The 19,539-nt window shown below is 65.3% G+C and carries 17 protein-coding genes; 5 read left to right on the top strand and 12 right to left on the bottom strand.

Annotation, left to right across the window (positions count from 1 at the left end):
- Positions 1-10: 10 nt before the first annotated feature.
- The 7 genes from CH268_RS08620 to CH268_RS08590 form a co-directional block, all read right to left on the bottom strand.
- Positions 11-973 (bottom strand): glycosyltransferase family 2 protein, encoded by a 963-nt coding sequence (locus tag CH268_RS08620; protein ID WP_094663354.1) that lies wholly within the window; start codon positions 971-973, stop codon positions 11-13.
- The gene (locus CH268_RS08615; protein ID WP_032372043.1) at positions 970-1,821 is read right to left on the bottom strand and encodes a glycosyltransferase family 2 protein; all 852 of its coding nucleotides are present in this window, start codon (positions 1,819-1,821) and stop codon (positions 970-972) included. The genes CH268_RS08620 and CH268_RS08615 overlap by 4 nt, the downstream gene beginning before the upstream one ends.
- Positions 1,822-2,059: 238 nt before the next feature.
- Positions 2,060-3,634: a lipopolysaccharide biosynthesis protein gene (locus CH268_RS08610; protein WP_052061501.1), complete on the bottom strand. Its 1,575-nt coding sequence runs from the start codon at positions 3,632-3,634 to the stop codon at positions 2,060-2,062.
- Positions 3,631-5,439: an alpha/beta hydrolase gene (locus CH268_RS08605; RefSeq protein ID WP_094663352.1), complete on the bottom strand. Its 1,809-nt coding sequence runs from the start codon at positions 5,437-5,439 to the stop codon at positions 3,631-3,633. The genes CH268_RS08610 and CH268_RS08605 overlap by 4 nt, the downstream gene beginning before the upstream one ends.
- Before the next feature lie 46 nt (positions 5,440-5,485).
- Positions 5,486-6,424 carry an amino acid--[acyl-carrier-protein] ligase gene (locus tag CH268_RS08600; RefSeq protein ID WP_094663350.1) on the bottom strand — a complete coding sequence of 313 codons (939 nt, stop codon included), beginning with the start codon at positions 6,422-6,424 and terminating at the stop codon, positions 5,486-5,488.
- Positions 6,421-7,578, bottom strand: a complete 1,158-nt coding sequence (locus CH268_RS08595) for an acyl-CoA dehydrogenase family protein (protein WP_027495628.1) — start codon at positions 7,576-7,578, stop codon at positions 6,421-6,423. The genes CH268_RS08600 and CH268_RS08595 overlap by 4 nt, the downstream gene beginning before the upstream one ends.
- 5 nt (positions 7,579-7,583) lie before the next feature.
- Positions 7,584-7,841, bottom strand: coding sequence for an acyl carrier protein (locus CH268_RS08590; protein WP_094663348.1), 258 nt, complete (start codon positions 7,839-7,841; stop codon positions 7,584-7,586).
- Positions 7,842-8,118: 277 nt separating this feature from the next.
- Here CH268_RS08590 and CH268_RS08585 point away from each other — a divergent pair, with 277 nt between their 5' ends.
- Together CH268_RS08585 and CH268_RS08580 are read left to right on the top strand one after the other, a co-directional pair.
- Positions 8,119-9,459: a hypothetical protein gene (locus CH268_RS08585; protein ID WP_141215104.1), complete on the top strand. Its 1,341-nt coding sequence runs from the start codon at positions 8,119-8,121 to the stop codon at positions 9,457-9,459.
- Positions 9,460-9,558: 99 nt separating this feature from the next.
- Positions 9,559-11,424 carry an Hsp70 family protein gene (locus CH268_RS08580; RefSeq protein ID WP_094663800.1) on the top strand — a complete coding sequence of 622 codons (1,866 nt, stop codon included), beginning with the start codon at positions 9,559-9,561 and terminating at the stop codon, positions 11,422-11,424.
- Between the two features lie 6 nt (positions 11,425-11,430).
- On the opposite strand, the gene CH268_RS08575 is transcribed toward CH268_RS08580, so the two are convergent.
- Positions 11,431-11,955, bottom strand: coding sequence for an Lrp/AsnC family transcriptional regulator (locus CH268_RS08575; RefSeq protein WP_176457883.1), 525 nt, complete (start codon positions 11,953-11,955; stop codon positions 11,431-11,433).
- Positions 11,956-12,067: 112 nt separating this feature from the next.
- On the opposite strand from CH268_RS08575, the gene ald reads away from it, so the two are divergent.
- Positions 12,068-13,150: an alanine dehydrogenase gene (gene ald, locus CH268_RS08570; RefSeq protein WP_094663344.1), complete on the top strand. Its 1,083-nt coding sequence runs from the start codon at positions 12,068-12,070 to the stop codon at positions 13,148-13,150.
- 75 nt (positions 13,151-13,225) lie between these two features.
- On the opposite strand, the gene CH268_RS08565 is transcribed toward ald, so the two are convergent.
- Positions 13,226-14,515, bottom strand: a complete 1,290-nt coding sequence (locus CH268_RS08565) for a YibE/F family protein (protein ID WP_094663342.1) — start codon at positions 14,513-14,515, stop codon at positions 13,226-13,228.
- Positions 14,516-14,817: 302 nt separating this feature from the next.
- On the bottom strand, positions 14,818-16,068 hold the full coding sequence (locus CH268_RS08560) for a pyridoxal phosphate-dependent aminotransferase (RefSeq protein WP_027495635.1): 1,251 nt from the start codon (positions 16,066-16,068) through the stop codon (positions 14,818-14,820).
- A gap of 105 nt (positions 16,069-16,173) precedes the next feature.
- Here CH268_RS08560 and CH268_RS08555 point away from each other — a divergent pair, with 105 nt between their 5' ends.
- Positions 16,174-16,878 carry an SOS response-associated peptidase gene (locus CH268_RS08555; protein WP_094663340.1) on the top strand — a complete coding sequence of 235 codons (705 nt, stop codon included), beginning with the start codon at positions 16,174-16,176 and terminating at the stop codon, positions 16,876-16,878.
- On the opposite strand, the gene CH268_RS08550 is transcribed toward CH268_RS08555, so the two are convergent.
- Positions 16,875-17,111, bottom strand: coding sequence for a DUF3263 domain-containing protein (locus CH268_RS08550; protein WP_094663338.1), 237 nt, complete (start codon positions 17,109-17,111; stop codon positions 16,875-16,877). The genes CH268_RS08555 and CH268_RS08550 overlap by 4 nt on opposite strands.
- 100 nt (positions 17,112-17,211) lie before the next feature.
- On the opposite strand from CH268_RS08550, the gene CH268_RS08545 reads away from it, so the two are divergent.
- Entirely contained in the window at positions 17,212-19,125 is a 1,914-nt protein-coding gene (locus tag CH268_RS08545) for a dipeptidyl-peptidase 5 (protein WP_094663796.1), read from the top strand.
- Here CH268_RS08545 and CH268_RS08540 read toward each other — a convergent pair.
- Positions 19,118-19,387, bottom strand: coding sequence for a hypothetical protein (locus CH268_RS08540; protein WP_027495639.1), 270 nt, complete (start codon positions 19,385-19,387; stop codon positions 19,118-19,120). The two genes, CH268_RS08545 and CH268_RS08540, sit on opposite strands and share 8 nt — an antisense overlap.
- Between the last annotated feature and the right edge of the window lie 152 nt (positions 19,388-19,539).

Genomic DNA, 19,539 nt, shown 5'->3' with positions numbered 1-19,539 from the left:
GCACGTGCCGCTAGCGGCTCACGCTGAATTTGCCTCGGACATAACCGACTCCCGCAGCACCGACGCTGGCCACCACAGCCATTGCGCCCCACGCCCGCGCGGGGTTGCCGCGAGCAGCCGCGCTCGTCTCACGGCCGACGGCACGCGGGAGAACCTTGGCGGTGTACGCACGCTCGGACGACAGTGCGTCGCCCGCACCGATCAGTCGGGCGATCGCTGCCTTGGACACGCCCTCGGCGTAGCTGCGGGTGATGAGGTAGCGGGGTCGCGTCCGATCGGCACTGACGGTGTGATCGACGACGATCGAGGGATCGAACACGATCTGCGCGTCGGGATGCGTCTGGCGCAGGCGAATACACAGTTCCGTCTCCTCGCACCCGAGCGGAACGCGTCCGATCCGGCCGATTCCGGAGACGAAGCCGCCGAGTTCGACGACCGGCGCGCGGCGGAAAGACATGTTCGCGCCCATGAGATTACGGACCTGAGCGGTTTCCGTCGGCTGCCCGCGGTAGGTGCACCCGACGACCCAATCGAGTTCGCCGGGTTCACCCACTACCTCGGCCGGTAAGAAGGCCGGACGCTTGTCCGGCCATACCGGGTATGCAGAGCCCCCAACGGCGTACACGGCATCATCCGAGTAATGGGACAGAATGGCGTCGAGCCATTCGGTCGTACGTGGGGACGCGTCGTCGTCCAAGAAGACGACGATGTCACCCGTGGCGAGGTCCAGAGAGGTGTTCCGTGCCCCCGACAGTCCTCGTGGGTGGCTGTTCTCGACCACGTTCACGGTGTCGCTCAGCGGCAGGAATTCCGCGCGAGCGCGCTCGGACAGCTGCTGATTGTGGTCGACGACGAGAATCAACTCGTCGGCAGCGACGCTCTGATCGAGAACGGCACGGACGGCAGTGCACAGTTCGGACCATCGAGCCAGCGTGTACGCGCAGATGACGACCGAGGAAGTCGGCAGACTCACGCCGTTCTCTCGCGGAGCTCGATGACCTCGCCGAACGACTCCATGACCTCGAACTCGAGGTCCATGTCGGTGCGGGCATCGATCGACTCACGCGACGGGCGAGCGATGTGCTTGCGGGAGATTCTGCGGGCACGCATGCGCTCGGTCATCAAGGTGCGCAGCACCCTGAAGCCGTCGGAGAAGGTGCGTAGGTTGCTCTGGCCGTAGATGCGCGCCAGCTCGACACTCGGCACTTCTTCGATCCGTACGGACGCCTCGGCGAAGCGGCAGTTGATGATGGTCTCGATCTCGAATCCGTCACCCCACAGCATCATTCCCTCGCTGCCCGGCTGATCGACCACGGGTAGATCCAGGACCGGCACCAGGTCTCGCCAGAAGGCGTTGTAGCCGTAGCACAGATCCGAGAAACGGGTGCCGAAGAGCGTGTTGGCCACCAGGTGCAGACCACCGTTGCCGGCGCGGCGCAGCGGCGTGATGTCGTGGCTGCCGCCGCCCTCGCAGAACCGGCTGCCCTTGGCGAAGTCGGCACCGGCGATCAGGGCATCGACGAACCGGGGGATCTCGGCCGCGTCGGCAGAGCCGTCCGCGTCGAACATGACGATGATGTCGCCGGTGGCAGCTTCGAAGCCGCAGGCGAGCGCGTTGCCCTTACCCTTGCGGGTCTGTTGAATGACGCGGATGTCGCTGCGAATCTCGCGTGCGGCTTCGATGGTTCCGTCGGTGGATCCGCCGTCGACCAGTACGAGCTCGAATTCGTGGGACAGCAAGGGGAGGACATGGCGAAGGTTCGCGGCCTCGTTGAGAGTCGGGATGACGACACTGACGCGGGGATTCTGACGATTCAACATATCCATTCCAGATGTTCGAGTTCGGTGGGCACTAGCTGATCGAGCTACTGCAGCTGTATCTGACCGATGCGACACGACCCCCGCCGAGTTCGCACGTAGGTTTCGGCGGGATTGATCTACCCGTCGAACCCACTGTCTTTTCCTGACTAGAAGCTTAAAAGAAGCCATGAGATTGTCAAGCTGCGTATAAACGTACTCGAAGAATGTTTGCGGTGCCAGCTAACGAGAGTGATGTCGGTTACGCTCGTACGCTGTGCTCACGACCCGTCGCCTGCGACGTGGATTCGTCGCGCGGATCGAGAGCCGGCGCGGCATGCTCGGCACCAGCGCCGCCGGACAGGTCCCCGATCCACCTGATCAGGGGCACCAACAGAACCACGGCACCGAAGGCTTCGGCCGCCAGATAAGACCAGCCGATGCCCGCGATGCCCAAGCTCGGTGACAACGTCAACGACCCGGTGACGATGATGATGGTGGCCGCGATCTGGACGAGCACCGCAAGCCGCATACGACGACGGACCCTCGCCAGACCGTCGTACAGGGCCCCGACGACAGACAGCGGGATGGTCACCGCAGCGAGATGGACGATGATGGTCCCGTTCTCGCGGTAGTCGGGGCCGACGATGCCCAGTCCGAACGGTGCGACGACCGCCAGAAAGAACGATCCGCCCACGGCGACGATGCACAGCAGCCCGATGAAGCGTTTGGCGAGCTTGGAGAACTGTTCGGGATGTGCAGCCGCCTCCGCCACGAAGGGGCCGACCAGTACCCCGATCAACACGTAGATGGCGCTCACGATGGACCAGGTGAGCGAGAAGTAGGCATTCTGTTCGGCACCGAGCGTGCTCACCACGATGATCGGGATCATCAGGGGTGCCAAGGTTCCCAAGGCAGTGATGCCGTACGCCGACCCGAAGTACGACCACAGCTCTTTACGGGGCGGCAGGTTCGGTGTGAGCTGGTATCGCGGATCGGTGCCGAGCTTCTTCCCGAACGCGCGGAACAGCACTATCGCCGCGATGGCCGCTGGTACCGCCCACGCCGCGATGATGGTGAAACTACGGCCGGTTTCGTACGTGACGGCCAGGACCGCCAACTTCACGACCGCGTGGAAGACGTTCTTGGCCGCCGCCCACCGCGCGAAGCCCAGCCCGGACGACGTCTGATCCTGCAGCGCGAACACGGCCAGTACGCCGACGAAAATCGGGAACGTCGCGATCTCGGTCGTGGTGGTGAACAACTCGTCCACCGGTGCCACGACCAAGAACGCGCATCCCAGGACCAGCGCCAGCGACAGCACGGCAGCGTAGCCGCGAAGCACATAGGACTTGGCCTTCACGCCCGCAGTCGGCAGGAACCGCTCGTACATCGAGCCGAGACTCAGGTTGGACAGCGTCGCGATCATCACCGCCGACGCGATCACCGCCGATGCACTGCCGACTTCTTCGACGGGGAACAGCCGGCCCGCCACGGCCCAGAAGGCCAGACCGAGCGCGCCGGTGGCAATGGTGGAGAACATCATCGCGAACGAGTTCAGTGCGAGATTGCGGCCGGCGGGTTTGGAGCCTGCAACGGCCGTGCCCGACGCCTCGGCCGCAGTGAACATCGGGTCCCCGTCGGGGATCGAATCGGCCGCAGACAGCTGTCCGGGGGGTTGCGACGCCGCGACCGCGAACTCGGGCGGCACCGCGTGAAAAGGCACGGTACGGCTGTTGAAGCCCATGTCCCATCGGACCTGCTCGACGGGGTAGTAGGTGATCCTGTCGAGTCGGCCGTGATCGGGCGGGGGTACCCGGCGAGCGCGATGTTTCACAACGGCGTCCAGTTCACCTTCACAGGTGGGTCCTGCGGTTCGATGTGGACTCCGAGCGCAGCACCGATCGTCTGCAGCATCTCGGCCCTGACCGTGTCGCGAACATCGCGTCCGAAGAGGGTGTGATCTCCGTCCGTGAACGCCTTCACCACGGGCGGGTGCTCGGGCTCGGCCCGGCGGCGCAACCGATGCAGGCTCTCGGGGCCGCGGTTGTCGAGGAACCACTGCTTGTCGTCCGGGACGAGCAGCACGGACGCGTCGACTCCCTTGCGCTGCAGTTCTCCCAACGAGATTTCGGGAACCTGGATCCAGCCACGACGGCCGAGCGCGAGCCACAGTCGGTACGGCATCCGGGGTTGCGACCAGTTCTTGAAGCGAACGGCGGCCGTGTGTGCGCGGTCGAGTGCGATCGCGGTCAATCCCTGCTTCTGGGCGATGGTGGATCTCTTGGTGAAATCGACACGCCGCGTCGTCCATTCGCGCATATTGATCAGAATCGCCGTGTTCAGGCCCTCGCGGTGGGCGGCGTAACCGGCATACCACGCACCCGAGCACAGACCTGCCGAGACGATCTTGTCGGGCGCTGTTCCCACGGATCGAACGGCGCACAGTGCGTCGTCGTCGCCCAGTTCGCTGTAGAGCGTGGGTGCGTCGTCGGCACCGACGTCTCCACTTTCTCCCGTACCGCGACGGTCGAAACGGACCGAGGTGATGCCCGCCGTCGCGAGGGTGCGGGCCAACTCGACCCACAGCCGTACCGGTCCGACCCGGTGCTCGTACGCGGTGCCGTACATGACCACAGCAGGACCGCCGGCCGTCGTGGCCACCGCGGTGGTGCGGATGGAGAACAGCTCGTCGTCACCGAGCCGCTCGATGGTTTCGACGACGTCGCCCCGGGGAGTCGAGACCACGGCGGAACGTCGAATCGGAACGGTGACCGGCGTGGTCGTCGACGCGAACGTGGCCTCTACCCAGCGCGCGATCACGTCGATGTCCGGACGCGGAATGACCACGTCCCAGGCGGGTGGCTCGAGGAATGCGTCGTGATTGCGGAGGGTGTGCTCGTCCGCCTGCTGCGCGGACACGAGTCTGCGAACAGGCGTGGCGTCGGCACGTTCGCTGCGCGTGGCAACCAGTACCGGGCAGTCGAGCCGTTCCAGCTTCGACGAATCCAGGGTCGAGAATTCTGCCGCCACTCCGGCATGCAGGACTGCGCCGACGATGGACACTCGCGGGTCCGACTCGTCGTCTCGCGCAACGGTCATCGAATACAGGGCGCGCTGTTCCCGAAGATACGAGCGGCCACTGACGACCGGATCCCAGAACACCATTCCCGTCAGAGGGCCGCACCGATCCGCCACGGATGCGGCGAGCAGCGAGCCGGCTCGCAGACCCACGACCGCAACATCGCGAACACCGCACTGCCGAACGAAATCGACCGCCGTGACGACGCTGCGTTGCCACTGCTCGACGATGCCGTCGTCGTCCTGTGCACCGGACGAGTCGCCCGTTCCCGGATAGTCGAAGCGCAGTACGAGCAGGCCTCGAGCGCAGAGGCGCTGAGCCAGGAGGACCAGACCGCGGTACGAGTCGACCTGCTCCTTGCCGAGCGGCGGTGCCAGTACGACGGCACCGCGGGCAACCGATCCCTCGGGAACGTGCACGGCACCGAGAAGCGGCGATGTTGCCGACCCGAACCAGGTGGACTGTCTGCCCGGTACGCCTGCCTCGGTGATCAGTAGCTGTTCCAGCTCGTCGGTACGGTTGTCGGCGGACTCGGATGTCGCCGTATTCGTGGTGTTCACAGCGCGCTCCGATCGCTGGTAGGGATATCGACGTCGGCTACCGACGTCACGAACGAAGCGACCTCGGCCACTTGTCGCGGTCGATACCGTGGGTCCGCAACAGCGCCAGCGCAATACGCTCCATGCCGAAGCCGACGCACGCACTGTGTGCAGGTTCGCCGTCGGCGGTGCTGATGTCGAAGGTGTGGCCGAAGTGATCGCGATGGCAGTTGCACGAGACCACGGCCGTGCCGTCGTCCAGGTCTCCGTACAGCCGCACGACCAACTCGGTCTTGAGGTTCTCGTTGCGTTGATTGGCCGCGAGCATGCGACCTGCCCGACCGAAGAACGGATCGTTGGCGATCACCGCTTCTGCCTCGAGACCCAGATCGGCCAGCACCTCCAGGCCGCGCTGCACCCACCTCTCCCGGTGGGCGACGGCGTCGTCCGGAGTGCCGACCCGCACGATCTCGTGCATGCGGAAGGCCTGCATGCGAGCAGGGTCGACGGCAGGCTCGTGCCGAAAGCAGTACCCGTAGATGTCGTACGTCGTCCCGCCGGACGGGAGTACGGACGGCAACATCGAGTACGACGGGTGACATGCCGCGGACACCAGCATCGTCCCGGCCGACTCGAGGTGGTGATCCCAGTCCTTGCCCTCGGACCGATCGGCGAGCAGCGCGGCATGTGCCTTGTTGTCGCCGTCGAACGTGTTGATGGCACCGGTGAGATTGGGGAACGACGCGATGTAGTCGGTCTTCTCGAACGCTTCCCGCGGGAAGACCGGCGGGAATCGGAACCTGGGCACAGCCGTTCCGTGTTCCGACGCGCTCGCGGCCACGACCCGACGGTCGATCGATTCGATGATGTCCTCGAACTCGCCGGACCGGCCGTACAGACCGAGCACCGACGACGGAATCAACAAGCCGGCGTCGACGAGCTCTTGCCTGAATTCGCTTCGTGCCGAATCCATTTCGGAGGTCTTGTCCTGTGTCTGGGTCATCATTTGCCTTTGTAGAGAAGCGCGAGTTGAGAGTTGTGCGCGAGGATGCGTTCGTTGCTGACCATGATCGCCGAGCCGTGCGCGTCGCGGAGGTGCCGTCCGATGCTGAAGTCGCCGTCTTCTCGATACCCGGAGATGCCGCAGATCTGCATCGCCTTGCCGACGATGTCGATGACGAGAGTCGACGCCGTCACCTTGACGTTGTTGATCTTGACGGCGAAACCGATGGAACCGAGCTCCTCGGGGGAATCTGCGATGGCCTCGAACTTCGCCGCTGCGCCGAACACGGTGTCGACGAGTTGTTCGTGGGCCACGAACAACTCGGCCAGCCGCAGGGCGGAGGGAGGAGTGACGCCGGGACTCTTGCTCGCCGCCTTGCGGACGAACTTGCGGGACTTGGACACGGCTGCGTCGGCGATACCGAGCCAGGCCGAGGCCCACAGCACATGGGCCACCGGAAGCATTGTCTGCGAGGAGATCTCGCCGTAGTTGTCGCGCAGAATGCTCGAGCGGTCGGCAACGGCGTCGAGCTGGAAGCCCGGGCTGCAGGTGCCACGAAACCCGAGAGTGTCCCAGTTGCTGGTGCGTTCGAGAGTGACGTCGGGCTTCTGGCACACCACCAGAACCTGATCGCTCGGCGGGCTGTCCACCGTGCGCCGCGCCGTCGCGAGAACGATCTCGGCGTATTCGCCGTACGAAATCACCGGTGCGGTCTTGGCCAGGTGGATGCGGTCTCCGTCGTACTCGACCGCGCAGCTGCTCGAACGCACGTCGCCGCCGATGTTGATCTCCGTCGTCGCCGACGCGACGAGCGGTTGGTCGGCTGCGATCCGGCGCAGCAACGCGTCGGATGTGGGGGTGCCGCCGTGCCTGACGATGCTCAGGATCTGAGACTGGTGCATGACGAAAATCATTGCCGTCGAGGCACATTCGGCACCGAGGTCGCGTGCGACCCGGGCGAGCTCGGTGAGGGACAGGCCACCGCCGCCGAGCGCTGTCGGTATCGCGGCGGCGAACAAATTTGCCGAGCGCAGAGCGTCGACGGACTCGGCGGGAAACCTGCCCTCGCGGTCGACCTCGGCCGCGAACGTGCGGAGGGTCTTGAGGACGTCGGTGAGGGGCAGTTGCGCGGGGCGACTGTCGGACGAGACCGTCATGGTCGTCAGCCTGCGAGTTGTGCGACAGCAGTTGCGATCGCGTCGATGCTCGCGAACGTGGACTTCTGCAGCATCGAGTCCGGGAACTCGATGTCGAACTCGTCCTCGAGGCCGATCATGACGTTGACACTCGCGTGCGAGGTCAAGCCACTGTCGTAGAGGTCGGAAGCAGAGTCGATGTCCGACGCGGCGACCGGCATCTTGCCGAGCCTGTCCAGCACGTCCCGAATGCGTGCGTCGAACTGCGTACTGAGTGTTTCCATCGTGACGGACCTCCACCGATCGCTTGGGTGCGAGACCGGGCGGCCTCGCAAGTCGTACGGGCCGACGGAAAATATTTCGACCCGCAGTCTCCCCAGACCCGGGTAAACAATATCTCAGATTGTTTGAAGCCGATACCGCATACCGAGTGCAAGTTTCGTGACCTACGTCCCGCATGTCGGTTTTTCGGCCCGTTTGCTCGTTTCGGCCACACCGAGCGTGCGTACGATAGGTTCCGATCGTCTGTTCATACGGCAAGCAATCGAAGGACAACACTCGATGGGACCAGTCTGCGGCGTGGCCGTGGAGTCGGACGCCCTGCGCATCGCCTACACCGATGGTGACCGCCGCGTCGTCGAGTCCGTCGATCTCGAACTCACCGATCCGGACCGTGCGATGCACGACCTGTCCGACCGAATCGGAGCGCGCGGCCCCTTCGACTCCGTCGTCATCACCGGGCGCGAGGCTCGCACCCTGCGCTACTCGGATTTCCCGACGTCGGCAGGCCTGGCTGCATCCGTCGAGACGGTCGACGAGCACTACGCGCTGCTCGCGTTCGTGCGTTCGCTCGACACCCTCGCCGACGCGACGACCGTGCTGGTGCTCGACCTCGGGAGACGCGGAACGTCGGCCTTGGTTCTGAACACCGCCGAAGAAACCGTCGAATGGCACGACCGAACGGAGTCGTTCGGCGGCGAACGCCTCGACGACGTGGTGCAGGGCCTGGTGATGACCAAGGGGATCCTGCCGGAACCGGAAGGGCCCGAGGGTGTCGCGTCCTATCGCACGTTCTTCCGAGAGCTTCGGGAGCTACTAACCACGTCGGCCGGTGTGCGCGCACCCAACAACGGCCCGATGATCCTCGAACGCGACGAGTTCGAGGCGGTCGCCACCCCACTGATCGACGACATGATCGAGTGGGTCGGTCCCCGGACCCCCGACGCGATCGTGTTGCTGGGAGGAGTGGCCAACAGCCCCCTCGTCCAGCGGCGAGTTCGCGCCACCTGGCCGGTGCCGCTCACCGTCCACGACTCGGTGTCGCCGGTTGCCGAGGGCGCGCTGATCAGGGCTGAAATCGGCTCGAAACAGGTCCCCGATCCGGTAGTGGAACCGTCGCCGGTAGTGGAGGTAGTGGAATCGGAGTCGCCGTCCGAGGTCGAGTCGACGACGCAACCCGAACCGGAACTCGCTCGGGAAGACCCATCGCCACACAGAGTCCGTGGTGTCGGCCGCCGCGGGGTCGCTGCGATTCCTATGTCTTACCTGTCGGACCGCCAGTGGACTCGGCAGGCGGTACTCAAGATCGGCGCCGTGGCGGTGTCGGTGGGAGTGGTGGTTGTCGCGCTGATGTTCGCGCTCTTCGCCGATTTCGACAATGCGCCCAGATCCGTGATCAATACCGACCCCGGTTTCGAGGCGACTCTCGCCGAGATCGCACCCCCGGTCACCGACACGCCTCCACCGGACCAACCGGCTGCGGCGGGACCGACCACTCTGACGTACGAGCAGCTCTACGTCGAGCAATATTCGTACACCGGTGAGATGTACCAGCCTCCCGGCGAGGCGTCCGACATCGGTTTCGGCTTCACCGACACCGAAGCCGAACAAGCAGGCCCGTAGGCACCCTTTAGTGCAGCTCGCCGCGAGACGGTACCGTGTGCGGGTGGACTCCCGATGGGGCGTTCACCGAAACCGCCGAACGAAGTGAGGCCGACGATCGTGACTGTGCTGCTTGGGGTGTCCATGGGGACCCGAGCCGTGCGCACGGCGCAGCCCAGAGCCGACCAGTTCGGAGCCTCCGGCGACACCTCGTCCGCCCTGGTCACCGACGTCGAGAGGCCACTGTTCTTTCGCAACGAACTGATCGACAGTGCCACCGGGGACCTCCCGCACCTGGCCGCCGAATCGATCGGTGCCGCTGCCGAGGTCGAACCCGAACTGTCCACCGGCATCGCCTACCGGGATCCGCGTCAGGCCGATGCGCTGCGCGCCGCCTTCGCCGGTGCTCACCTGAACAACTACCACCTGGTCCCCGAGGTCGAGGCCGTCATCGAATACCTCGCCGTCACCGGTGAGGCGCGAGGTGCCGGCTCTGTCGCCCTGTTCGACCTCGGTAGTTCCGGATTGACGGTCAGCGTCGTCGACCTGATAGCGCGCACGGTGACGGCATCCCAGCGCTCCGGCTCCTACAGCGGTGATCTGATCGACGCCTACGTGCGCAACAATCAGCTCCAGCGCCTCGGTAAGCCGGCGACCGACCCCGACATTGCGCTGTTCGAGAAGCGCTGCCGCATCGCCAAGGAACGCCTGTCCACCCAGGACGCCGTGTGCCTGCCCGACGCGAGCGGGATGATCCTGCTGTCTCGGGAGAATTTCGAACTGCTGATCACAGACCTGCTCGACGAGGCAATCGAGTTCGCCCGCGAGGTCATGATCGGTGCCAACGTGCCGATCGACGCGGTCGTGTTGATCGGTGGTGGTGCCCGCATGCCCATCGTCCAGCAGCGCGTGGGCCCACTGCTCGAACTGCCCTCGATTGTCCCGACCGAGCCCGAGACGGTGGCCGCACGCGGAGCAGCATTGGCCGCGCGGCCGAATTCGCGCACCAGAACCGCTCCGGACCGTACTGCGCGCGACGCGCAGGCAAGCGTGCCGAGACGTCGACACACGGACAGCGCCGCTGTTGTCCCGCCGGCTCCGGTGGCACCGCCTGTGCCTGTGGTGCCACCTGCGCCCGGGCCGATGATGCCCGCGCGTTCGGAGTCGCAGCATGCCGCACCGCCGGTGGCGACGCCGAGCTCGAGTCGTCCCGTGCCCGCACGTCCGTGGATCGCTGCCGCATCGATTACCGAATCGGCTTCTGCAGCAACCGGTTTCGAATCCTCGAAGTTCGCCGACGCGCCCGCCGATATTCCTGAGTCGTCCACCGTGGATGCTCAGCCTTCGCCGGAATCGACTGCGGTGCACGAGATTCCCGAGAACGGCGTGGCTGAAGTCTCTGCTGTCGCCGTGGAAGCGCCTGCAGTACAGCCGGTGTCGCATACGTCCGCCACCGATGCTGCCGCCGACACCGTCGAGGACGGTAAGCCCGTTCCGTTCCAGCTGAAGAACATTTACTGGCTCGACGCCGATTACGACGACGACGACGGTGAAGACGATCGCACTCGCGCACGGCGCAGGCTGCGGACCGGCGGAGTGCTCGCGTTCTGCGCGGCAGCGGTGGTCGCCGTGTCCGGCTTCATGTTCACCCACCAGAACTCTCCGCAGGTAGTGGACACCTCGGTCAGTCGCGACCAAACCGATACTCCGGTGGTCACGACGGTGCCGACGACGACGCCTGCTCCCGTTCTGTTGCCGCCACCGCCTGCGCCGGAACCGACCACCACTGTGGAGCCGACGACCGAGCAGCCGGAAACCACGTGGGAACAGCCGGTCACGACCACCGAGACCACGACGGTCGAGCCGCCGCCGGCACCGGTCGAGTCCGTTCCGCCCGTTACGACGCAGCAGCCGCCGCCGCTGATTCCGGGCTTCCCGGACTTCACGTTGCCGGGCTTCCCCCCGATCGTGCCGCCGGCACCCTGATCGATTCTATTTGTCCGCGTTCGTGTTTCGCGGCCTGATGTGCTCGAAGATCAAGATGGTCTCGGTCGCTGCGACGGCAGGGTCGGCACTGAGATTCTCGACGACGAAATCGCGCAGGGTGGCCGTGTCGACCGTCGCCACATGCACCAGGAAGTCGTCGGCCCCGGCAATGAAGTAGATGTTCAGCGTCTCCTGTCGGGACGCGATCTTCGAACCGAATTCGCTGATCCGCCGTCGAGCATCCGCTTGCAGCCGAACCGAGATCATGGCCTGAATGCCCTGCCCGAGGGCCTCGGGGTCGATGTCGGCGTGGAAGCCGCGGATGACGCCGCGTTCGACGAGCGCCCGAACTCGGGTGAGGGCAGTGGACGGCGCGATCCCTGCTGCGGCCGCCAGCGCATTGTTCGGTGTGCGTGCGTCTCGACGCAGTTGGTCGAGCAGAATGTGGTCGATTCGGTCCAGGGCGACGGACCGAACATCATTCGATCGAGCCCCCTCATCGACCGGCTGAAATGAACTATCTGCATCCATGGCCCGACGATACAGAATTTTGTTCACATCCATTGCAGCAATTCCGCACATAATTCATAGTTGGCGTACCCACGGAGCGTCGCTTCGGTCACCGCCACTGCAGGAGGACGTCATGAAAATCGGAATTCCACGCGAGATCAAGAACCACGAATACCGGGTGGCCATCACCCCGGCAGGCGTGCACGAACTTGTCTCGCGAGGACACGAAGTGATCATCGAAACCGAAGCCGGCGCCGGTTCGTCGTTCACCGATACCGATTACAAAGCCGCAGGCGCGCAAATTTTCACCGACGCGGTTGCCGTCTGGGACGCGGCCGATCTCCTGCTCAAGGTCAAAGAACCCATCGCCGAGGAGTATTCACGCCTGCGCAAGGGTCAGGTGCTGTTCACCTACCTGCATCTTGCGGCGTCAAAGGCCTGCACCGACGCGTTGCTGGCGTCGGGCACCACGTCCATTGCCTACGAAACCGTCACGGCCGCAAACGGATCGCTGCCCCTGCTCGCGCCGATGAGCGAAGTTGCCGGCCGTTTGGCACCGCAGGCCGGTGCCTACCACCTGATGTCGAGTGAAGGTGGCCGCGGCGTACTGATGGGTGGCGTACCGGGAGTGCGTCCCGCCAACGTCGTCGTGATCGGAGCCGGCGTCTCCGGAAAGAACGCCACCGCAATCGCTTTCGGCATGCACGCCGACGTCACCGTACTGGATCTCGATGTCCGAGCGCTGCGCGCGATCGACGATCAGTACCGCGGTGCCGTCAAGACAGTGGTGTCGAACGCATACGAACTCGAACAGGCCGTGCTGGCTGCCGATCTGGTCATCGGAGCCGTACTCGTCCCCGGAGCGAAAGCGCCGAAGCTCGTGTCGAACAGCCTGGTTCAGCGCATGAAGGCGGGATCGGTTCTGGTCGACATCGCCATCGATCAGGGCGGCTGCTTCGAGGACTCGGTGGCCACCACCCACGCCGATCCCACCTACAAGGTGCACGAATCCGTTTTCTACTGCGTGGCCAACATGCCCGGAGCCGTGCCCCGTACCTCGACGTACGCGCTCACCAACGCCACCCTGCCCTACGTGGTTGCCCTGGCCGACAAGGGTTGGGAAGCCGCCTGCGCCGCGGACCCCGGTCTGAAAGCGGGCCTGAGCACCCATGAGGGTGAGCTGCTGTCCGCCACCGTTGCGGCGGCGTTCGCCTGACCGAGCGGCTTCGCCGCACGTGCACGAAAGATCGGTGCCTGCTACGAGTTTCCACTCACGTGCGGCGAAGCCGCTCTACGCGCTGTGGCGGCCCGAGCCCCGCGATCGTGTGGGCTTGGCCGCCCGCGGCGAAGAGCTCGTCCGCGACGAGGTGATCGGCCGAGCCAGCAGGACGGCAATGGCAGTGGTGAGCGGTACCGACAGGGCCAGCGCGACGCCACCGACGGACGACCGCACGATTTCGATCGCCACCGCGTCGCCGGTCAACACGTCTTGGATCGACCGGTCGGCGACGCTGAAGAGCAGAAGCAGCGGCAGCGCACCACCGGCGTACGCGAGTACCAGGGTGTAGACGGTACTGGCGATGTGATCGCGCCCCACCCGCATCGCGGCGGTGAAGATCTCGCGCCGCGACGCCGTCTCGTCCACCGATGCCAACTCGAAGGCCGCCGAGGCCTGGGTGATCGTCACGTCGTTGAGCACACCGAGCGAGCCGATGATGAAGCCGGCCAACAGCAGACCGGTGACGCTGACATTGCCGATGTACGTCTGCACCGCGGTGTTCTGTTCCTCCGACAACCCGGTGAGGTGCGTCATCCGAATCGCGACGTAGGACAGGACTGCGGCCACGCCCATCGAGGTCAGTGTGCCCAGTAGCGCCGAGCTGGTGCGCAGATTCACGCCGTGCGCCAGATACAGCACGGCGTAGAGAATGATCGCGCCGGCGACCAGCGCGACCGGAATGGCCGGAGCGCCGTCGAGCAGCGCGGGCAGCATGAACACCACGAGGACGGCGAACGCGATGAGCAGGCCCACCAGCGCGCGGAAGCCCCGCCAGCGGGCCACGACGCAGATGACCACGGCGAACACGCCGACGATCAACCCGAGCGGAAGCCCGCGGGAATAGTCGTTGAAGGAGTATCGGACTCCACCGGAGGGGTCTGTCTGCAGAACCAGCCGGATGTCCTCACCGGCGCTCAGAGTCGGTTGGCCGGGACCCGGCGCGATCTCGAGTACCGTCCTTTTGCCTGCGTCCTCACCGGTGGTGATGTCGACGATGCTGCGCTGACATTCGTACGAGTCGTTGACCGCAGGGGTCGGGTTGCCGGTGAATGCTCGACCTGCGTCGGGACTCCCGCAGGGCCCGATGCTCTGCGAGGTGATGGTGCCCGCCTCGGTGGACACTGCACCGCCACCCGAGGTCTGGAACGGCAGCGGGATGTCGATGCTCTGTTTGCTGGGCCAGAGCGCGAAGGCCCCGGCGATGACGGCTATGGCAATAGCGATCAGCAATCCGACGACGACCTTGGCTGCCACCGGTCCCAACGGCACGGGGGAGTCGCTGTGGCCGTGACCGTGACCCACATGAGAAGTGGAGCCCGGCGAGATGCCGTCCGAGGGTTGCGTGCCGTGTGGTTCCACGGTGCAAGGCTAGTACGGGGCCGGATCGGTACCGGCCGGGTACTCGGCCGTGGCGAGGAGCTCGGTGGCGGGGAGCAGGGGGGGCGTCCCCCGCCACCACCTGATCGACCCGGGGGGGATGGGTACGAACAGGGCTCGCGGGCACCGAAGTGCCGTCCGCCAATGTACAGATGATTCGCGGCGGAGGCGGGATCACCCCGGTGTTTTGTCCATCACTTTCAACTACTTGTGGGTAACTTCGAGCCTCACTGTTTGTACGAGGACAGGAAGTTGCCGAACCTCTCGATCGCGACGGCCAGATCGCGGGCCCACGGCAGCGTCACGATCCGCACGTGATCGTGCCCGGGCCAGTTGAATCCGGTTCCCTGCACAACCAGGATCTTCTCCTGCAGCAGCAGGTCCTGTACGAGCTTCTCGTCGTCGTAGATCTCGTGCACCTCGGGATCGAGTCGCGGGAATGCGTACAGCGCACCGCGCGGCTTGACGCACGAGACCCCGTGAATGGCGTTGAGCTTCTCCCACGCGACATCTCGCTGCTCGAGCAGCCGCCCGCCGGGCAGGATCAGATCTTCGATGCTCTGATACCCACCCAGAGCAACCTGAATGGCGTGTTGGGCAGGCACATTGGGACACAGACGCGTCGACGCGAGCAGGTCGATACCCTCGATGAACCCCGCGGCGTGCTTCTTCGGGCCGGTGATCGCGAGCCATCCGGCACGGTAGCCGGCCACGCGATACGCCTTGGACAGACCGTTGTACGTCAGGCACAGCAGATCCGGAGCCAGGCTCGCCAGCGAGGTGTGCTCGGCGTCGTCGTAGAGAATCCGGTCGTAGATCTCGTCGGCGAGCAACAGCAGCTGATGCTTGCGCGCCAGATCGACGATGCCCTGCAGGACCTCCTTGGAGTACACCGCACCCGTCGGATTGTTGGGATTGATCACCAGCAGCGCGACGGTCTTCGGAGTGATCTTCGACTCGATGTCGGCGAGATCGGGATTCCACCCGTTCTCCTCGTCGCACATGTAGTGCACCGCCTTGCCGCCGGACAGCGTCGTCATCGCCGTCCACAACGGGTAGTCCGGGGCCGGAATCAAGACCTCGTCGCCGTCGTCCAGCAGCGCCTGCATCGTCATCGTGATGAGCTCGGAGACGCCGTTACCGAGGTAGATGTCGTCGACGTCGAGATCGGGGAAGCCCGGTTCGAGCTCGTAGCGCGTCACGATGGCACGTCGAGCCGACAGGATTCCCTTCGACTCCGAGTAGCCCTGAGCCACCGGGAGCGCCGCGATCATGTCTCGCACGATCACGTCCGGAGCCTCGAACCCGAACGGGGCCGGATTACCGATGTTCAGCTTCAGGATGCGATGGCCCTCGGCCTCGAGCCTGGCCGCATGCGCGTGTACCGGTCCGCGGATCTCGTACAGCACGTTCTGCAGCTTGGTCGACTGCTGCAACGTGCGATAACGCGGCTGTGGGTGGATCTGCGGAGTGCTCACCCGTCACATCGTGCCAGGTGAGTGCCGTGGGAATCCACGAGGTTGTCGTTCGGGCACCGCCGTTTCACTGGGCCGTGTCGGTGGCAGGTGGAACAATCTCGTTCCATGTGCGGACGGTATGCCAGTACCCGGAGTGACAGCGACCTGCAGGCGGTCTTCGACATCGCCGAGACAGTGGGCGACGAAGTGCCGCCGTCGTACAACGTCGCCCCGACCCAGACCATCAGAACGGTGCTCGAACGCGCGCCCAAGGACGAACCCGAGTCCGACGCCGTGCGCCAATTGCGTTCGGTGCGATGGGGATTGATTCCGTCGTGGGCGAAGGACGCGAAGATCGGGTCCCGGCTCATCAACGCCAGGTCCGAAACGATCACCGAGAAGCCGTCGTTCAAGAAGGCCGCAAGTCGTCGGCGCTGCATCATTCCGGCCGACGGGTACTACGAGTGGGAGAAGCGCGACGGTGCCAAAGTGCCGTACTTCCTGCACGAGCAGGGCGTGCTGGCGATGGCGGGTCTGTACGAACTGTGGCGAGACCCCACCAAGGCCGACGACGACGAGGACCGCTGGGTCTGGTCGGCCACCGTGCTCACCTCAACTGCTGCGGACGCCCTCGGGCACATCCACGATCGATCACCGGTTGTGCTGCCCCCGGAGCTGCGGGCGAGTTGGCTGGATCCGACGCTGACGGACCTGGGCGAGGTGTCCGAGCTGCTGGCCGCGATACCGGAGCCGCGGCTCGAGCCCTACGAGGTGAGTACCGCGGTGAACAGTGTGAAGAACAACAGCCCCGAGCTGCTGACTCCGGTCTAGCCCTGACCGTCGGTGCGGTGCCGGCAGATGTCGAGCATCGCGGCTCGCTCGCTCGCAGTCAGGTCGTCGGCCACCGGGGAATCGAGGATGCGCTCGAGTCGCCGGAAGTAGGTGGACGCATCTACCCCGAACGCCACATAGATGTCCTCGGCACTGCCGCCGCCGTACCCGTGCCAGGTACGACCGAACGTCAGGATCTCGTGGTCGACGGAGTGGGTGGTGGTCCGGCGCATGATCTCTCCCTCGTGCTGCGTCCCACCATCATCTGTGCCGCGGTTGAAGGCGCGATGAACACCGCGTTACGTGCGTGTGGAGTTCACTAGGGTGGAGCAGGTGACCGCTCTCGCGTACGGATCCTGGCCCTCGCCCATCACCGCAGCCGACCTGTCGTCGGCCGGCCACCCCGTCGAGGGTGGACGATTCGTCGGACACGAAATCTGGTGGTCCGAGGTGCGGCCCACCGAACAGGGCCGAACCGCGATCTGCCGCCACGTCGACGGACAGGTCGAGGCGATCCTGCCGGCACCGTTCAATGCCCGCACCCGCGTTCACGAATACGGCGGCGGCGCATGGACGGCAACGCCGAACGGCGATCTGGTGTTCGCGGAATTCTCCGATCAACGCATCTACCGGCTCACCCCCGGCGACGCACCACTACCGCTCACCCCGGCCCCGGCTGTGGCGTCGAGCATTCGGTACGGGGAGCTGTCGGTGGTCGGTACCGACGTGATCGCCGTCCGCGAGACCCACGACGCCGGAGCCGTCACCCGAGACATCGTCGCGATCGACCTCGGCGGCGGCGGAGTGCGCTCACTGGTCTCGGGATCGAATTTCCTTGCCTACCCCAGGCTTTCACCCGACGGCAGCCGCATCGCGTGGATCGCCTGGAACCATCCGCAGATGCCCTGGGACGGAACAGAACTGCGGGTCGCATCGCTGGCGGATCCGTCGTCGTGGACTGTGTTGGCGGGTTCGACCGAGGAATCGGTGTTGCAGCCGGAATGGATCGACGACGAGTCGCTGTACGTCATCAGCGACCGAAGTGGTTGGTGGAACCTGTATTCGGTCACGCTGGACGGCGCAGCGACGCCGGTGTCGACCCTCGATGCAGACTTCGGTGCCCCGCTCTGGCAACTCGGAGCCCGCTGGTACGACGTTCTCGACGACGGCAGGCTGCTGACCGTTCGCACCGTCGGGACCGATACGCTCGCCGTTCTCGACCCCGCCACCGGCACCCTCGACGACATCGAACTCGACGGAGTGACTTCGGTGGGGCTCGGGGGACGGCTCGGATCAACAGTTCTGCTCCGGGGCGGCGGCGCTCAGGTGCCGTCGGGACTGTTCGCAGTCGACCTGGCCACCCGCGAACTACGCAGTGTGCGTTCGAGTTTCGAGTCGATACCGGATGTCGAATACCTGCCCGCGGGGCGTCAGGTCACCTTCCAGGGACCGGATCGCGAAGTGCATGCCATCGAGTACGCACCACGTAACCCGTCCTACGAGGGTTTGGACGGCGAACTACCGCCGTACGTCGCGTTCGTGCACGGCGGTCCGACGGCTCATGTGGCACCGGCGTTGAACCCGGTGTTCGCGTACTTCACCAGCCGCGGCATCGGCGTCGTCGATGTGAACTACGGCGGGTCCAGTGGTTACGGGCGCGAATACCGTAACCGGTTGCGTGGGCAGTGGGGCGTGGTCGACGTCGAAGACACCATCGCCGCGGTCCGTGGCTTGGCCGATGCCGGTCTCGCCGACCCGAACCGGCTGGCCATCGAAGGTGGTTCGGCAGGTGGCTGGACGGTGTTGGCCGCGCTCACCTCGTCCGACGTATTCGCCTGCGGTGCCTCGTACTTCGGCGTCGCCGAACTGGAGATGTTCGTCGCCGAGACGCACGATTTCGAGTCCCGCTACATCGACGGGCTCATCGGGCCGCTGCCCGAGGCCATCGACCTGTATCGCACTCGCGCGCCGGTGAACAACGTCGACGGACTCTCGTGCCCGGTACTGCTGCTGCAGGGTCTCGACGATCCCATCGTGCCGCCCTCGCAGGCCGAACGATTCCGAGACGCCATGGTGGAGAAGGGAATACCGCACGCCTACCTCACGTACGCCGGTGAGTCGCACGGATTCCGCAAACTCGAAACACAGGTGAACGCCCGAGAATCGGAACTGTCGTTCTACGGTCAGGTCATGGGATTCACCCCACCCGGAATCCCCGAACTGGAGCTGTGGCGACCGTCTAGCTGAGTGGTGGGTGTGCGCGCTTCGCCTCGAGAAATTCGAGCAGCGCGCTGGGGATCGCGCAGTACTTGCTGTTGCCGACGGACAGTTTGCTGCCCGCCTCGAACGCCGCCTTCGACGGGCCGTTGTGCTCGATCACCAATGCACAGAGGCGCTCGTCGGTGCGGCCGGACTCGCAGCACTTCTCGACATGCGCTCGATCGTCGGGCGAGAGCGCCGTCCACCACTCGTCGTAGCGGCGAAAGAGCTTGTCCGCGTCGTCGGTCATGCCTGCTCCTACTTCTTCGGGTATGCAGTTCGGTTCCGACCATACTCACGATGTCCGATTCGTCCACCGCCGCGGGGGTCCAGCGGGGACTTCACACCCCTGCTGACGACTGCGCGCCCCTGCTCTGAAGTGAGCGGGGGCGCGCAGTCGGT

The organism is Rhodococcus sp. 06-1460-1B (genome assembly GCF_002258475.1).
In the GTDB taxonomy this organism is placed as follows: Bacteria; Actinomycetota; Actinomycetes; order Mycobacteriales; family Mycobacteriaceae; genus Rhodococcoides; species Rhodococcoides fascians.
This window is presented reverse-complemented; position numbering and strand designations above follow the sequence as displayed.

Bases quoted from the DNA above. Each gene is read 5' to 3' on its own strand.
- CH268_RS08600 (WP_094663350.1), bottom strand. From the start codon at position 6,424: ATGATGACCCAGACACAGGACAAGACCTCCGAAATGGATTCGGCACGA.
- CH268_RS08550 (WP_094663338.1), bottom strand. From the start codon at position 17,111: ATGCGCCGGACCACCACCCACTCCGTCGACCACGAGATCCTGACGTTC.
- CH268_RS08615 (WP_032372043.1), bottom strand. From the start codon at position 1,821: ATGTTGAATCGTCAGAATCCCCGCGTCAGTGTCGTCATCCCGACTCTC.
- CH268_RS08590 (WP_094663348.1), bottom strand. From the start codon at position 7,841: ATGGAAACACTCAGTACGCAGTTCGACGCACGCATTCGGGACGTGCTG.
- CH268_RS08595 (WP_027495628.1), bottom strand. From the start codon at position 7,578: ATGACGGTCTCGTCCGACAGTCGCCCCGCGCAACTGCCCCTCACCGAC.
- CH268_RS08540 (WP_027495639.1), bottom strand. From the start codon at position 19,387: ATGACCGACGACGCGGACAAGCTCTTTCGCCGCTACGACGAGTGGTGG.
- CH268_RS08555 (WP_094663340.1), top strand. From the start codon at position 16,174: ATGTGCGGACGGTATGCCAGTACCCGGAGTGACAGCGACCTGCAGGCG.
- CH268_RS08585 (WP_141215104.1), top strand. From the start codon at position 8,119: ATGGGACCAGTCTGCGGCGTGGCCGTGGAGTCGGACGCCCTGCGCATC.
- ald (WP_094663344.1), top strand. From the start codon at position 12,068: ATGAAAATCGGAATTCCACGCGAGATCAAGAACCACGAATACCGGGTG.
- CH268_RS08575 (WP_176457883.1), bottom strand. From the start codon at position 11,955: ATGGATGCAGATAGTTCATTTCAGCCGGTCGATGAGGGGGCTCGATCG.